Source organism: Kribbella sp. NPDC004138 (assembly GCF_053603655.1).
The window spans coordinates 53,322-67,402 of record NZ_JBSGFZ010000018.1 but is presented as its reverse complement, the minus strand read 5'-3'; the positions used below and the strand labels follow the sequence as shown (position 1 = coordinate 67,402).

The window sequence follows — 14,081 nt, the reverse complement described above, 5'->3', positions numbered from 1 at the left end:
AGACTAGAGCGCTTCCACCGTCGCCCGCGCACCGATCTCGTGCAGCGATCGCAGCGCGGCCTTGTACGGCGTCACGAACCGCTCGTCCGACGCCAGGTCGCCGAACAGGTCCGGATCCGCGATGAACACCAGCGGATCCTCCCGGTTGTGCTGCGCCCGGTCGACCAGCTTGTCGCGCAGCCGGTCGACGACCTCGATCGGCTGCCCCTGCTCGTCGACGCCCTCGGCGTACCGGGCCCAGGACGCGACCACGAGCACCGACCGTTTGATCTCCCGGCCCGCCGCCAGCTGCTCGCGCACCACCGGCAGCAGCCACTTCGGGATCCGGTCCGAGCTCTCCGCACACAGCCGCGCCAGGGTGTCGCGCACCTCGGGGTTCGCGAAGCGCTCGATCAGCTGGTGCTTGTAGCGGTCGAGGTCGACCCCGGGCACCGGCGGCAGCGTCGGCGTCCCTTCGTGGTCCATGTAGCCGAGCAGGAAGTCGACGTACAGCTTGTCCTGGCACACCTCGTGCGCGTACCGGTAGCCGTCCAGGTAGCCGAGGTAGCACAGCGCCTGATGCGAGGCGTTCAGGAGTCGCAGCTTCATGAACTCGTACGGCTCGACGTCCTCGACGATCTGGACGCCGACGTCCTCGTACGGCGGCCGCACGCCGCCGAAGTCGTCCTCGAGCACCCACTGCGTGAACGGCTCGCACACCACCGGCCAGCCGTCCTCGATCCCGAACCGCTCGGCCAGCGCCGCCCGGTCCGCGTCGGCGGTGACCGGCGTGATCCGGTCGACCATGCAGTTCGGGAACCGCACCTCGTTCTCCAGGAAGTCCGCTGTCGACGGATCCTTCAGCCGCGCGAACGCGGCGATCATCTTGCGCGCGACGTGCCCGTTGCCGGGGATGTTGTCGCACGACATCACGGTGAACGGCGGTACGCCGGCCTCCCGGCGCCGACGCAGCGCCTCGACGATGAACCCGAACGCGCTGCCGGGCGTCGCCCCCGGCTCCAGGTCGGCCTCCAGCCCCGCGGTGTCGAGCTCTCCGGTCACCTGGTTGACGTGGTACCCGCCCTCGGTGATCGTCAGCGACACGATCCGGGTCGCCGGATCCACCATCCGCGCCAGCACGGCTTCCGGATCGTCCGGCGCGAACAGGTACCCCACGATCGACCCGACCACCCGAGGCTCGAGGGTCCCGTCCGGATGCTTGACGACCAGTGTGTAGAGACAGTCCTGGGCGGCCATCACCTCGGCCATCCGCCGGTCGTTCGGCAGCACCCCGACGCCGACGATCCCCCAGTCCAGCGCCTTCCCTTCGGTCATCAGCCGATCCAGGTACATCGCCTGGTGCGCGCGATGGAATCCACCGACCCCGAAGTGCACGATCCCGGGCGTCACCGCCGTACGGTCGTAGCAGGGCACCGGAACGTCGTTGCCCACGGCATCGAGACCGGCAGCAGCCAGTGCGGTCACTTGACCGCCCCCAGCGACAGACCCTGGACGAGCTTGTCCTGGGCGGCGAACCCGGCGATCAGCACCGGCAGCGACACCACGATGGACGCGGCACAGACTTTGGCGAGGAACAATCCTTGGCTGGTCACGAACCCAGTCAAGAACACTGGCGCCGTCTGCGCCACCGTGCCGGTCAGCACGCGGGCGAACAGCAGCTCGTTCCAGCTGAAGATGAAGCAGATCAGCGCCGCCGACGCGATTCCCGGCGTGACCACCGGCGCCACCACGGACCGCAGCGTCCGGGTCAGCGACGCGCCGTCGACCGAGGCCGCCTCGAGGATCTCCACCGGCACCTCGGACAGGAAGCTGCGCAGCATCCAGACCGCGATCGGCAGGTTCATCGAGGTGTAGAGGATGATCAGCAGCCAGATGTTGTCCAGGAAGTGGACCGACTGCGCGAACAAGTAGATCGGCAGCAGGCCGGCCACCACCGGCAGCATCTTCGTGGACAGGAAGAAGAACAGCACGTCGGTCCACTTCTTCACCGGCCGGATCGACAGCGCGTACGCCGCCGGGAACGCGAGCAGGATGACCAGCGCCGTGGACAGGATGCTCGCGGTCAGCGAGTTCAGGATCGACGGCCACGGCCCGGTGTCGAAGAACGCCCGGTAGCCGTCCAGGGTCAGCGGCGCCGCCACGTCCGGCGGGTTCTTCGCCGCGTCTTCCTCGGAGTGGAACGACGTCAGCAGCATCCACAGCACCGGCAGCACGAACAGGATGCCCACGATCCAGGCCAGCCCGCTCAAGGCCCAGCCGCCGCCACGGCGCTGATGCCCTTTCACGATCGTGATCTGTCCACTACTCATCGACCGGTCTCCTCTCGGAACAGCGTGGACACCGACCGGAGCGCGAGCGTCGCGATCACGATCGTGCCGATCACCACGATGACGCCCGCCGCCGAGGCGCGGCCGTAGTCGTGCGCGGTGTAGAACGTCTGGTAGATCGTGTACGGCAGGTTCGCCGTACCGAGACCGCCGGACGTGATCGTGAAGACCGCGTCGAAGTTCTGCACGACGTAGATCGAGCCGAGCAGCGCGGACAGCTCCAGGTACTGCCGCAGGTGCGGCAGCGTCATGTAGCGGAAGATCTCCCACTGGTTCGCGCCGTCGATCCCGGCCGCCTCGATCACGTCCAGCGGCCGGCTCTGCAGCCCGGCCAGCAGGATCAGCATCATGAACGGCGTCCACTGCCAGACCAGCGCGAAGATGATCGACCACAGCGGCTGGTTGCTGATCCAGTCCGGCTGCGGCGCGTTCTCGCCGAACAACCACTTCAGCACGCCGTTGAACAGGCCGTACGTCGGGTTGTAGAGCGCGTGCTTCCACAGCAGCGCGGCGGCCACCGGGACGACGAGGAACGGCGTGATCATCATCGTCCGGACCGCGCCCCGGCCGCGGAACCTGCGGTCCAGCAGCAGCGCGATCGCCAGGCCCAGCGCGAGACTGAGCAGGACCACGCCCGCGGTGAGCACGATCGTCACCCAGATCGCGTGCCGGGTGTTCGCGTCGGTCAGCACCCGGCGGAAGTTGTCGACCCCGGCGAACCCGCGCTCGTCGGGGTAGTACGCGTTCCAGTCCATGAAGGACACGACGATCGTGACCACGAACGGCAGCTGCGTCACGATGATCATGAACACCAGCGCGGGCAGCAACGGGCCGCGCCGGGCCCAGTCGCCGGTCTTGCGCAGCATCGTGCCCTCGGAGCCGGGTGGCGCGGCGCGGCGCGCGGGCTTCACCGCGGTGTCAGGCTTGGCGTCGACGGACATTGGCCCCACCCCTCACTTCGCTTGCCGCGAGCGGTACCGCTCGGCGACGTCGTCGGCGAGCTCCTGCCCGCGTTTCAGTGCCTCGTCGACGCTCATCCGCCCGGCGATCGCCGAGCTCACGTCCTGGCTGACCTGGGTGCCGAGGTCCGGGAACTCCGGGATGTCGACGAACTGGATCCCCGGCGCCGGCCGCGGCTGGACGCCCGGGTCGGTCGGGTCCGCGTTCTCGATCGCGCTCTTGGTCGGCTCCGCGAACGCCGCGGCCTCCTTGACGTACTCCGGGATCTCGTACGTCGACGCGCGCTTGCCGGCCGGAACGTTGGACCAGCCAACCTTCTCGCCGACGAGCTTCTCGTAGTCCTTGCCGGACGCCCAGGAGATGAACTTCCAGGCGTTGTCCTTCTTCTTCGAGGCCTCCTGGATGCCCCAGGCCCACGCGTACAGCCAGCCGGAGCTGTCGGTTTTCACGACCGGCGCCGGCGCATAGCCCATCTTGCCCTTCACCGGCGAGTTCGGCGCCTCGAGCGAACCGGCCGCCGACGTCGCGTCGTACCACATCGCGACGTTGCTCTGGATGGTGTTGTTCAGGCACTCGGTGAAGCCGGCCTGCGGCGCGCCGGCCTCGCCGTGCGCGCGGACCAGGTCGACGTAGAACTTGGTCGCCTCGGTGAACTCCGGCGCGTCGACCTTGGCCTGCCAGTCCTGGGTGAACCAGGTGCCGCCGAAGGTGTTCACGACCGTGGTGAGCGGGGCGAACAGCTGGCCCCAGCCGGGCTGGCCGCGCAGGCAGATGCCGCGCATCCCCGGCTGCGCGTTGTCGACCTTGGCCGCGATGTCCGCGACCTCCTGCCAGGTCGGCTTCGCCGGCATCGTCACGCCCTTGGCCGCCAGGACGTCCCTGCGGTACATCAGGAACGACGACTCGCCGTAGAACGGCTCGCCGTAGATCTTGCCGTCCTCCGCGGTCATCGACTGGGTCATCGGCTTGAGCACGTCGTCCTGGTCGAACGACGCGTCCTGGCCGATGTAGTCCGACAACGGCGCGATCCACTTGCTCTTGGCGTAGATCGGGATCTCGAAGTTGCTGACCGACGCCACGTCGTACTGACCGGCCTGGCTGGAGAACTCCTGGCTGATCTTGTCCCGGACGTCGTTCTCCGGCAGCACGGTGAAGTTCACCTTGATGCCGGTCTGCTTGGTGAAGTTGTCGGCGGTGAGCTTCTGCAGATCGACCATCTGCGGGTTGTTCACCATCAGGACGTTGATGCTGTCCTCACCACCGCCGCCGGCTCCGCCTCCCCAGCCCGCACAGCCGCTGACCGCGGTCACCAGGACCGCGACCCCGGCCGCTCCGATGCGTTTGCGCCTACTCAGCACATCTGCCTCCGCTCATTTGAGCACGCCTCCGCTCACACAATGAGTGAACCGGGAAGGGGCTTGACCTGTCAAGGGTCTGTGCAACACTTGGGGACACGTGTGCTCATATGAGCGGGCTAGGGATGGGGGAGCGTTGATGGAGACGTTCGGGCCGGCACAGCTGGTGCTGACGGCGTCGATCGCGCGGCGGTACTACGTCGACGGGCGGTCGAAGGTGGAGATCGCGGACGAGTTCCGGCTCAGCCGGTTCAAAGTCGCGCGCTTGCTCGACCAGGCGCGCAGCAGTGGGCTGGTGCGGATCGAGATCAGCCACCCCGGCGCGATCGACCTCGATCTGTCGGCGCGGCTGCAGGAAGCCCTCGGGCTGCGCCGCGCGATCGTCGTGGACACCCCCGAGGTCGACGAGCCCGCACTCCGTACCCAGCTGGGCAAGGCGGCGGCCGACCTGCTCACCGAGATCGTGACGCCCGAGGACGTGCTCGGGCTGGCGTGGGCGCGGGCGGTGACCGCGATGACCGAGCAGCTGACATCGCTCGCGCCGGTGCCCGTCGTCCAGCTGACGGGGGCGCTGACCCGCCCGGACGTCGAGGCGAACTCGGTCGAGCTCGTCCGGCACACCGCCCGGCTGTCGGGCGGACCGGCGTACCTGTTCTACGCGCCGCTCGTCGTGCCCGACGCCGCGACGGCGCGGGCATTGCGGCAGCAGCCCGAGGTCGCGGAGGCGATCAGCCATTTCGACTCGGTGTCGAAGGCGGTCGTCGGGCTCGGGTCGTGGGCCGCCGGGCAGTCGACGCTGTACGACGCGATGGACGCGAAGGCCTGTGAACAGTTGCAGCGCCGCGGCGTCGTGGCGGACATCTCCGGCGTCTTCGTGGACGCGGACGGCGCACCGGTGCAGAGCCGGGTGACCGACCGGGTGATCGCCATCAACGCCGAGCAGATGGACAAGATCGACGAGGTGATCGCGATCCCTTACGGCCTGGCCAAGGTCGCGGCGGTCCGGGCCGCCGTCCGCAGCGGGCTGGTGAACGCGATCGTTACCCACGCACCCCTGGCGAAGGCCCTGCTGGAGCCGTCAGACTGACCGGCGATGCCTGCTGCTGAGGTCAAGCTGGTCGGAGGTACGGCGAACCGCGGGTTGGTGGTGCGGGTCGGGGATACCGTCCGGCGGCCGCTGCGCGCCAGCAGTACGGCGACGCACGCGCTGCTGCAGCATCTGGAGAGCGCCGGCTTCAAGGGTGCGCCGGCGTTCCTCGGCATCGACGCGCAGGGGCGGGAGGTGCTCTCGTACCTGCCCGGGGAGACGGTGACACCGCCGTACCCCTCCTGGTCGATGACGGACGAGGCGCTCGACAGCGTGGCCCAGCTGTTGCGGGCGTACCACGAGGCCGTCGCGGACTTCCGGCCGACCGGTCCGGAGTGGGCGGAGCCGGTGCCGGCGAGCTACGTCACCGGGTTGATCAGCCACAACGACCCGAACCTCGACAACGTCGTGTTCCGGGACGGGCGCGCGGTCGCGCTCATCGACTTCGACCTCGCCGGCCCCGGCTCGGCGCTGTGGGACGTCGCCACCGCGGTCCGCCTGTGGGCGCCGCTGCGCCCCGACGCGGACATCCACGACGTACGACGGGGTCGCTCGCTGACCCGCCTGCGCCGCTTCGCCGACACGTACGGCCTCACGGACGGCGACCGCCACCGGCTGGTCGACGCGGCCGCCGACAATCACGTCTGGTGCATGGACTACGTCCGTCGCGGCTCCGAGGCCGGGCACCCGTGGTTCCGCCAACGCTGGACCACCGGAGAAGCCGAACTGACCGACCGCACCAACCGATGGTTCAAGCAGTCGGAGGCCGCACTCCGTCAGGCTCTTCTGGGTTGAGCTCGCGCTCCGCCTCGTCCCGCCCCTCGTAGTACTTCTCCTGCATCCGCTTCACCCACGGCGGGATGAGAGCCGTCACGATGCTCGGAAAGGTGCCCCACTCCTGGCCCACTGCGTACACCACGAACTCGGCAACGACCAGTGCGATGACGACGATCCAGCCTTCGCGGCAGATTCGAGGCCCCTCGTCGGACATCAGCCCCCGCCGCGTGATCGCTCCGATGCCGAACATCACCCCGATCAGCGCGAACACGGTCGCCCGCGCGATCAGGTACCACTGGTCGGCACCGGCGAACCGGCTGTCCCCGCGAAGAATCATCACCGCGGCGCCAACACCCCCGACCGCGAACAGCGCGTAGAACGCGGCCCCCAGCTTCATCTTCGGCATACCCGATTATCGCCGGGCGCGATTGGCTGTTACTGCAGGAAGTGGAAGACAATATGCCGGTGCGTTCACGGGTAGTGCTGCTGGCGGGGCCGTCCGGCGCGGGGAAGTCGCGCCTGGCGGAGCAGGTCGGCCTGCCCGTCGTCCGGCTGGACGACTTCTATCGCGACGGCGACGACGAGGCGATGCCGCGGTCGCCGCTCGGCATCGTCGACTGGGACGACCCGCGGTCCTGGGACGGCGACCGCGCGGTCGCGGCCCTGGAGCAGCTGTGTACGACGGGGACCGCCGACCTCCCGATCTACGACATCGCCGCGGACGGCACCGTCGGTCACCGGCCGGTCACCACCGGCGGTTCTCCGTTGCTGGTTGCCGAAGGCATCTTCGCCGACCGGATCACCGGCGCGCTCCGCGACCGCGACCTGCTCGCCACCGCGATCTGCGTCTACCACCACCGCGTCGTCACGTTCGTCCGGCGGTTCCAGCGGGACCTCCGCGAGCACCGCAAACCGCCGCTGACCCTGCTCCGGCGCGGCCTGCTGCTGTTGCGCGACGACCCGCAGGTGGTCCGCCGCTGCGTCGCCGCGGGATGCGATCCGCTGCACCCGAAGGCTGCCAGGGCGCGGATCGAGACGCTGCTCATCGAAGCGACCTCCCGCTAGCACGCGGCTGTTCGCCTGAAGTTCACCAACTTCTGTTGGTATCGGTGCCGTGAGACGGAATGCGTCAGGCGTCGCCGTGGTAGTGACCGCCGTCCTGCTGGGCGTGACCGCCTGCGGGAGTGAGGACGGCGCATCGGCCAGCGCTGCCCAGACCCCGGCCGCGAAGCATTCGGCGCTTTCCGGATCGGCAGGCAAGACCGCGAAGAGCACGCTCGCCTCACTGGCCGCGCTCCCCCGTGGGTACGTCGCCGACGCCCGCAACGCGCCCGGCCCATTCACCGCCACGGCGTACCTGAGCACCTGGTCGGCCGACCCGGCGCTGGACCGCGCGCTGCTGCTCAACGCGAGCTTCGTCGAGGGCTACCGGGCGAGCCGGCTCAGCCCGGACAAGAAGAAGCGCTACACCGTGCAGCTGTTCAAGACCGGCTCGGCGGCCAAGGCGAAGGCCTTGCAGCAGGGCCTGTGGAACCAGGACGTCCACGACCACCCGTTCGCGATCCCGAACGCGCTCTCCGACGCCCGGATCGAGTACGACGGCAGCACGGACCAGTCGATCGCTATCGCCGAGGCCAGCCTCGCGGTCGGGGCCGTGGTCGTCGAGCTCACCGTCCGCGAATCCGGCGCCCTGGGCACCAGCCTCACCCCGGACACCGCCCTCATCACCGCCCTGGCGAAAGAACAGCACACCCGCCTGACGGCAACGACCAGCTAGCTCTTCCGCCTCCCAACGCGCGACCGGAGTTGCAGGTCAGGCGGTGATGCGGTCCAGGATCAGTGGACCGTGTTCGTACGACTCGGCGACCTCCACCGCGCCCGCCAGGGACTCGAGCGCGCGCTCGATGCGGCTGGGGTCGTCGGTGTGCAGGGTCAGGAGCGGCTGCCCCTCGGAGACCTGGTCCCCCGGCTTGGCGTGCATCTCCACGCCGGCCACCGCCGACACCGGGTCCTCCTTGCGCGCCCGCCCCGCACCGAGGCGCCACGCCGCGACCCCGACCGCGAGCGCGTCGAGCTTGGACAGTACGCCGGACGCCGACGCGGGTACGACGTGCTGCTCGGGAGCGACCGGGAGCTCGGCCGACGGGTCACCGCCCTGCGCCGAGATCATCGCGCGCCAGGCGTCCATCGCCGTACCGTCGCGCAGCTTCTCGGCCGGGTCGACACCGGTGACACCGGCCGCGGCCAGCATCTCGTTGGCCAGCGCGACGGTGAGCTCGACCACGTCAGCCGGACCGCCGCCCGCGAGCACCTCGACCGATTCGCGAACCTCCAGGGCGTTTCCGGCGGTCAGTCCCAGCGGGACGGACATGTCGGTGAGCAGGGCAACGGTCTTCACACCCGCGTCGGTGCCCAGCGCAACCATCGTCTCGGCCAGCTCGCGGGCGTCCTTCAGATCCTTCATGAACGCGCCGGAGCCGACCTTCACGTCCAGCACCAGAGCACCGGTGCCCTCCGCGATCTTCTTGCTCATGATCGAGCTGGCGATCAGCGGGATCGCTTCGACGGTGCCGGTCACGTCGCGCAGCGCGTACAGCTTCTTGTCCGCGGGCGCCAGACCGTCACCGGCCGCGCAGATCACCGCGCCGACCTCCTCGAGCTGCCGCATCAGCTCGTCGTTCGACAGCGCAGCCCGCCAGCCGGGGATCGACTCCAGCTTGTCGAGCGTGCCGCCGGTGTGCCCGAGGCCGCGGCCGGACAGCTGCGGCACGGCGACGCCGCAGGCCGCCACCAACGGGGCCAGCGGCAACGTGATCTTGTCGCCGACGCCGCCGGTCGAGTGCTTGTCCGCGGTCGGCCGGGACAGCGTGCCGAAGTTCATCCGCTCGCCGGACGCGATCATCGCCGCGGTCCAGCGGGCGATCTCGCGCCGGTTCATCCCGTTCAGCAGGATCGCCATCGCGAGCGCGGACATCTGCTCATCGGCGACGTCGCCCTTGGTGTAGGCGTCGATCACCCAGTCGATCTGCCCGTCGCTCAGCTCGCCCTTGTCCCGCTTGGCCCGGATGACATCCACCGCGTCGAAACTCATTACTCCTCCAGAAACTCGGGCCCGAACGCGTCCGGCAGCAGCTCGCGCAGCGGCCGGACCCCGGTCGCGGTCTCGATCAGCAGCCCCGGGCCGCCGTTCTCGTGCAGTAGCTGCCGGCATCGTCCGCACGGCGTCAGCAGATGCTCGTGCCGGTCCACACAGGTGAAGGCGACCAGCCGGCCGCCCCCGGTCCGGTGCAGGTCCGACACCAGCCCGCACTCGGCGCACAACGTCAATCCGTACGAGGCGTTCTCCACGTTGCATCCGGCAACGATCCGCCCGTCGTCGACGTACGCCGCCGCGCCCACCGGGAAGTGCGAGTACGGCGCGTACGCGCGGTGCATCAGGTCGACGGCAACCGCGCGCAACGCCGGCCAGTCGACCTCACTCGGTGACGTAGGGCTCACCGTCGGCCTTCGGTGCTCTGACTCGGCCCACCAGCCCGGCCACCGCGATGATCGTCGCCAGGTACGGCGCCATCAGCAGCAGCTCGCCGGGGATCGGCGTCTGGATGATCTGCAGCTGGGACTGCAACTGGGTCGCGAAACCGAAGAACAGCGCCGCGACCATCGCACCGATCGGGTGCCAGCGGCCCATGATCAGCGCCGCCAGCGCGATGAACCCGTTGCCCGCGGTCATCTCCTTGCTGAACGAACCGGCGTACCCCACGGTGAAGAACGCGCCGCCGAGCCCGGCCAGGACGCCGGCCGCGAGCACCGCGGAGTACCGGATCCGCTTGACCTTGATGCCGACCGTGTCGGCCGCCTTCGGATGCTCGCCGACCGCCCGGATCCGCAGGCCCCAGCGGGTCTGGAAGAGCACGAACGTGACGACCGCGACCGCGATATAGGTCAGGTAGACCAGGATGGTCTGGTTGAACAGGATCGGCCCGATGAACGGAATGTCGGCCAGCCCCGGGATCTTCACCGCCGACAGCACGGCCGGCGTGTTCAGCTTCTCGGCCTGCGGCTGCATGAACTGGTCGAACAGGAAGCCGGTGATACCGGTCGCGAACACCACCAGGACGACGCCGAGCACGACCTGGTTGACCAGGTACTTGATCGAGAACACGGCCAGCAGCCACGCCATCACCACACCGCTGGCCGCCGCCGCGATCAGCGCAGCGGCGGAGCTGTTCGTCGTACTCGACACCAGCGCCGCGGTGAAGGCGCCGACCAGGAACTGGCCCTCGATCGCGATGTTGATGACACCGGCCCGCTCACACATCACCCCGGCGAGCGCGCCGAGAATCAGCGGCGTCGCGAAGTTCAGCGTGCCCTGGAACTGGTTGGCCAGCGGGAAGGTCTTGCCTGCCGCCGCCCAGCACAGGAAGGCGCCGATGAAGCAGATCCCGAGCAGAGCCGCCAGGTAACCGGAGTACGACTGCGGGACCCGGCGCAGCAGGTAGGCGCCCGCCGCGATCACACCGAGAATCCCGAGAACCAGCGCGGTGAACTGGGCGGGGATGCCGAGCAGGTTGTTCTGCAGATCACCGGACACCAGCTGGAAGGTCGCCTTGCCGCCCTTGGTGAACACCGCCAGGCCGAGCCCGATCAGCGCGAACACCAGCATCACGCCGCCGACCCGCAGCCGGCGGGTCCGGTCGGCCGGGGCCTCGATGGCCTGCGGCTTCGGTGCGGCCGCAGGAACCGCGTCCGGGGTGGTCTCGCTCATCCGTTCCAGCCTTTCGCGAGCACTGCGCCGGCGCCGCGTTCCTTCGGCAGGAACCGGAAGATCGAGCGCACCAGCGCCGGGGCCGCGACGAACAGCACGATCACGGCCTGCAGGACAGTGGTCAGGGTCAGCGGTGTCTGCGTGACCAGCTGCATCTGCAGGCCGCCCGCGTTCAGCGCGCCGAAGAGCAGGCCGGCCAGCACGGTGCCGAGCGGCGTACCGCGGCCGAGCAGCGCAACCGTGATCGCGTCGAACCCGACCGAGGCTGCGACCCCGTCGGTCAGCGGCAGGTCGGTGCCGAGCACCTGCTGGGTCCCGGCCAGACCGGCGAGCGCACCGGCCACGACCATCGCGATCACGTACGCGCGGCCGACCGACATACCGGCCGTCCGGGAGGCCTCCGCGTTCGCGCCGACCGCCCGCAGTTCGAAGCCGATCGTCGACCGGTTCAGCAGCCACCAGACGAAGACCGCGGCGAGCAGCGCCAGGAAGAATCCGATGTGCAGCCGGGTGCCGCCGAGCTGCGGGTACTGCGCGTTCGCGTCGACGATCGGGGAGATCGGGTCGGTCCGCCCCGGCCGCCGGAACGTCGACGTGGTCAGCAGCCAGGCGAGCAGGTAGATCGCGACGTAATTCAGCATGATCGTCACGATCACCTCGTGCGCGCCGGTCCGGGCCTTCAGCAGGCCGACCACGCCGCCCCAAAGCGCACCGCCGATCAGGCCGGCGACGATCGCGACGATCAGGTGCAGCACCGGCGGCAGGTGCCAGGCGAAACCGACGTACGCCGCGAGGATCGCGCCCATGATCAGCTGGCCCTGAGCGCCGATGTTGAACAGCCCGGTACGGAACGCCAGCGAGACCGCGAGGCCGCCGCAGATCAGCGGCGTTGCCTGGGTCAACGACTCGCTGATCGCGGTCCAGCTGCCGAACGCGCCGACCGCGAGCGCCTTGTACGCCTCGCCGACCGCGCTCAGCGCGGCCGAGACGGTGTCCATCGGCGCGGCCCCGAAGTACTTGACCGTCGCCTGCACCTGGTCGTCGCCGACGATGATCAGGATCGCCCCGACCAGCAGGGCCAGCACGATCGCGCTCAGCGAGACCAGGCCCTGGACCACCCAGTTCGGCAGGCCGGACCCTCGCGGCTCCTTCGCGGGCGCGGGCGCCGGCGCAACCTCTGTCTCAGTGCTCATCAGATGGTTCCCAGGGTCGTCGGGTGTTCGATCGCCTCGTCGTGCGCCTGCGTCTTCGAGGCGCCGGCCATCATCAGGCCCAGCTCGTCGCGCGGCGTGTCGGACGGTACGACGCCGACCACCTTGCCGCGGTACATCACCGCGATCCGGTCCGCCAGCGCGGCGATCTCGTCGAGCTCGGTGGACACGATCAGCACCGCCGTCCCCCGGTCCCGCTCCTCCACGATCCGGCCGTGCAGGAACTCGATCGAGCCGACGTCCACGCCGCGGGTCGGCTGCGAGGCGACCAGCAGCCGCAGCGGCCGGGACAGCTCGCGGGCCAGCACGACCTTCTGCTGGTTGCCGCCGGACAGCGACGACACCGGCAGGTCGATGCCCTGGGTGCGGATGTCGAACTCCTCCACCCGGGCCTGCGCGTTCTTCTCGATCTCGTCGGTGCGCAGCGCCAGCCCGTTGCCGAACGGCGGCTTGCGGAACAGGTCGAGGACCAGGTTCTCGGCCACCGAGAACGAGTCCACGAAGCCGTCGTGCCAACGGTCCTCGGGGACGTACCCGATGCCCGCGTCGAGTCGATGCCGGGTGCTCCGGCCGGTCAGGTCCTGCCCGTCCAGCGAGATCTTCCCGGCCGCGATCGGAGTCAGCCCGAGCAGCGCCTCGGCGAGCTCGGTCTGACCGTTGCCCTGGACACCGGCCACCGCGAGGATCTCGCCGGCCCGCACCTCGAGGTCGACGTCGTCGACGGCGGTGAACCCGCGCTCGTCGATCACGGTCAGCCCCTCGACCCGCAGGACGGCGTCCTTCGGCGCGGCGGGCTCCTTGTCCACCACCAGGTCGACCGCGCGGCCGACCATCAGCTCGGCGAGTTCCTCCTCGGACGCGGACGGCTCGGCCTGGCCGACCACCTTGCCGCGGCGGATCACGGTGATCTTGTCCGCGATCGCCTTGACCTCTTTGAGCTTGTGGGTGATGAAGACGATCGAGGTGCCGTTCTCCTTGAGCTGGCGCATCACGCCAATCAGCTCGTCGATCTCGGCCGGGGTGAGCACCGCGGTCGGCTCGTCCAGGATCAGCACGCTGGCGTCGTTGACGAGCGCCTTGATGATCTCCACCCGCTGCTGCACGCCGACCGGGATGTCCTCGACCAGCGCCTCGGGGTCGACCTCGAAGCCGTACCGGTCGGACAGCTCGGTGACCAGTGCGTGAGCCTTCTTGCGGTCCAGGACGCCGCCCGCCCGGGTGTTCTCGCGGCCGAGCATGATGTTCTCCGCGACGGTGAACACCGGGACCAGCATGAAGTGCTGGTGCACCATGCCGATCCCGTGCTTGATCGCGTCGCTCGGCGAGGTGATCTTGACCTTCGCGCCGTCGATCACGATCTCGCCCGAGTCGGGCTGCAGCAGGCCGTACAGCATGTTCATCAGCGTGCTCTTGCCGGCGCCGTTCTCACCGAGCAGGCAGTGGATCTCCCCCGGCTCGATCACCAGGTCGATGTGGTCGTTGGCGACCAGCGAGCCGAAGCTCTTGGTCAGACCGGAAAGCTCGAGGTGCATCGGGCAGCCTCCCCTTCAGACGGCGAGCCAGGAAGGCGCGACCTGTGGGTCTGCTGCCTTCCTGGCT

14 protein-coding genes are annotated in these 14,081 nt (G+C 69.4%); 4 read left to right on the top strand and 10 right to left on the bottom strand.

Features of this window, described 5'->3' with window-relative positions:
* Positions 1 to 3 precede the first annotated feature (3 nt).
* Genes ACWEOO_RS24820 through ACWEOO_RS24805 form a run of 4 tightly spaced genes read right to left on the bottom strand, consistent with a single transcriptional unit; the run spans position 4 to position 4,645 of the window.
* The gene (locus ACWEOO_RS24820) at positions 4 to 1,464 is read right to left on the bottom strand and encodes a mannitol dehydrogenase family protein (RefSeq protein WP_452145028.1); all 1,461 of its coding nucleotides are present in this window, start codon (positions 1,462 to 1,464) and stop codon (positions 4 to 6) included.
* Complete coding sequence (locus tag ACWEOO_RS24815) at positions 1,461 to 2,309, bottom strand: carbohydrate ABC transporter permease (protein WP_452145027.1); 849 nt, start codon at positions 2,307 to 2,309, stop codon at positions 1,461 to 1,463. Before ACWEOO_RS24815 ends, ACWEOO_RS24820 begins: the two co-directional genes overlap by 4 nt.
* On the bottom strand, positions 2,306 to 3,268 hold the full coding sequence (locus ACWEOO_RS24810; protein WP_452145026.1) for a carbohydrate ABC transporter permease: 963 nt from the start codon (positions 3,266 to 3,268) through the stop codon (positions 2,306 to 2,308). The genes ACWEOO_RS24815 and ACWEOO_RS24810 overlap by 4 nt, the downstream gene beginning before the upstream one ends.
* A 12-nt stretch (positions 3,269 to 3,280) precedes the next feature.
* Entirely contained in the window at positions 3,281 to 4,645 is a 1,365-nt protein-coding gene (locus ACWEOO_RS24805) for an ABC transporter substrate-binding protein (RefSeq protein WP_452145025.1), read from the bottom strand.
* 136 nt (positions 4,646 to 4,781) lie between these two features.
* Here ACWEOO_RS24805 and ACWEOO_RS24800 point away from each other — a divergent pair, with 136 nt between their 5' ends.
* Together ACWEOO_RS24800 and ACWEOO_RS24795 are read left to right on the top strand one after the other, a co-directional pair.
* On the top strand, positions 4,782 to 5,729 hold the full coding sequence (locus ACWEOO_RS24800; RefSeq protein WP_452145024.1) for a sugar-binding transcriptional regulator: 948 nt from the start codon (positions 4,782 to 4,784) through the stop codon (positions 5,727 to 5,729).
* A gap of 6 nt (positions 5,730 to 5,735) precedes the next feature.
* Positions 5,736 to 6,524 carry a phosphotransferase enzyme family protein gene (locus ACWEOO_RS24795; RefSeq protein ID WP_452145023.1) on the top strand — a complete coding sequence of 263 codons (789 nt, stop codon included), beginning with the start codon at positions 5,736 to 5,738 and terminating at the stop codon, positions 6,522 to 6,524.
* Here the strand turns inward: ACWEOO_RS24795 and ACWEOO_RS24790 are convergent.
* Positions 6,481 to 6,912, bottom strand: coding sequence for a hypothetical protein (locus tag ACWEOO_RS24790; protein WP_452145022.1), 432 nt, complete (start codon positions 6,910 to 6,912; stop codon positions 6,481 to 6,483). The genes ACWEOO_RS24795 and ACWEOO_RS24790 overlap by 44 nt on opposite strands.
* 59 nt (positions 6,913 to 6,971) lie before the next feature.
* Here ACWEOO_RS24790 and ACWEOO_RS24785 point away from each other — a divergent pair, with 59 nt between their 5' ends.
* Together ACWEOO_RS24785 and ACWEOO_RS24780 are read left to right on the top strand one after the other, a co-directional pair.
* Positions 6,972 to 7,571: a uridine kinase family protein gene (locus ACWEOO_RS24785; RefSeq protein WP_452145021.1), complete on the top strand. Its 600-nt coding sequence runs from the start codon at positions 6,972 to 6,974 to the stop codon at positions 7,569 to 7,571.
* A gap of 49 nt (positions 7,572 to 7,620) precedes the next feature.
* A complete protein-coding gene (locus tag ACWEOO_RS24780) occupies positions 7,621 to 8,283 on the top strand; it encodes a hypothetical protein (RefSeq protein ID WP_452145020.1) in 663 nt (220 codons plus the stop codon).
* 36 nt (positions 8,284 to 8,319) lie between these two features.
* Here the strand turns inward: ACWEOO_RS24780 and ACWEOO_RS24775 are convergent, their stop codons facing one another.
* Genes ACWEOO_RS24775 through ACWEOO_RS24755 form a run of 5 tightly spaced genes read right to left on the bottom strand, consistent with a single transcriptional unit; the run spans position 8,320 to position 14,014 of the window.
* The gene (locus tag ACWEOO_RS24775) at positions 8,320 to 9,597 is read right to left on the bottom strand and encodes a thymidine phosphorylase (protein ID WP_452145019.1); all 1,278 of its coding nucleotides are present in this window, start codon (positions 9,595 to 9,597) and stop codon (positions 8,320 to 8,322) included.
* Positions 9,597 to 10,004, bottom strand: coding sequence for a cytidine deaminase (locus tag ACWEOO_RS24770; RefSeq protein ID WP_359941764.1), 408 nt, complete (start codon positions 10,002 to 10,004; stop codon positions 9,597 to 9,599). The genes ACWEOO_RS24775 and ACWEOO_RS24770 overlap by 1 nt, the downstream gene beginning before the upstream one ends.
* Positions 9,982 to 11,271, bottom strand: a complete 1,290-nt coding sequence (locus ACWEOO_RS24765) for an ABC transporter permease (RefSeq protein ID WP_452145018.1) — start codon at positions 11,269 to 11,271, stop codon at positions 9,982 to 9,984. The genes ACWEOO_RS24770 and ACWEOO_RS24765 overlap by 23 nt, the downstream gene beginning before the upstream one ends.
* Positions 11,268 to 12,464, bottom strand: coding sequence for an ABC transporter permease (locus tag ACWEOO_RS24760; protein WP_452145017.1), 1,197 nt, complete (start codon positions 12,462 to 12,464; stop codon positions 11,268 to 11,270). The genes ACWEOO_RS24765 and ACWEOO_RS24760 overlap by 4 nt, the downstream gene beginning before the upstream one ends.
* Complete coding sequence (locus ACWEOO_RS24755) at positions 12,464 to 14,014, bottom strand: ABC transporter ATP-binding protein (RefSeq protein WP_359941773.1); 1,551 nt, start codon at positions 14,012 to 14,014, stop codon at positions 12,464 to 12,466. The genes ACWEOO_RS24760 and ACWEOO_RS24755 overlap by 1 nt, the downstream gene beginning before the upstream one ends.
* Positions 14,015 to 14,081 lie beyond the last annotated feature (67 nt).

What these genes read in the sequence shown, in the direction of transcription:
- ACWEOO_RS24815 (WP_452145027.1), bottom strand. Translation starts at nt 2,309, where the DNA reads ATGAGTAGTGGACAGATCACGATCGTGAAAGGGCATCAGCGCCGTGGC.
- ACWEOO_RS24810 (WP_452145026.1), bottom strand. Translation starts at nt 3,268, where the DNA reads ATGTCCGTCGACGCCAAGCCTGACACCGCGGTGAAGCCCGCGCGCCGC.
- ACWEOO_RS24800 (WP_452145024.1), top strand. Translation starts at nt 4,782, where the DNA reads ATGGAGACGTTCGGGCCGGCACAGCTGGTGCTGACGGCGTCGATCGCG.
- ACWEOO_RS24795 (WP_452145023.1), top strand. Translation starts at nt 5,736, where the DNA reads ATGCCTGCTGCTGAGGTCAAGCTGGTCGGAGGTACGGCGAACCGCGGG.
- ACWEOO_RS24790 (WP_452145022.1), bottom strand. Translation starts at nt 6,912, where the DNA reads ATGCCGAAGATGAAGCTGGGGGCCGCGTTCTACGCGCTGTTCGCGGTC.
- ACWEOO_RS24775 (WP_452145019.1), bottom strand. Translation starts at nt 9,597, where the DNA reads ATGAGTTTCGACGCGGTGGATGTCATCCGGGCCAAGCGGGACAAGGGC.
- ACWEOO_RS24765 (WP_452145018.1), bottom strand. Translation starts at nt 11,271, where the DNA reads ATGAGCGAGACCACCCCGGACGCGGTTCCTGCGGCCGCACCGAAGCCG.
- ACWEOO_RS24760 (WP_452145017.1), bottom strand. Translation starts at nt 12,464, where the DNA reads ATGAGCACTGAGACAGAGGTTGCGCCGGCGCCCGCGCCCGCGAAGGAG.
- ACWEOO_RS24755 (WP_359941773.1), bottom strand. Translation starts at nt 14,014, where the DNA reads ATGCACCTCGAGCTTTCCGGTCTGACCAAGAGCTTCGGCTCGCTGGTC.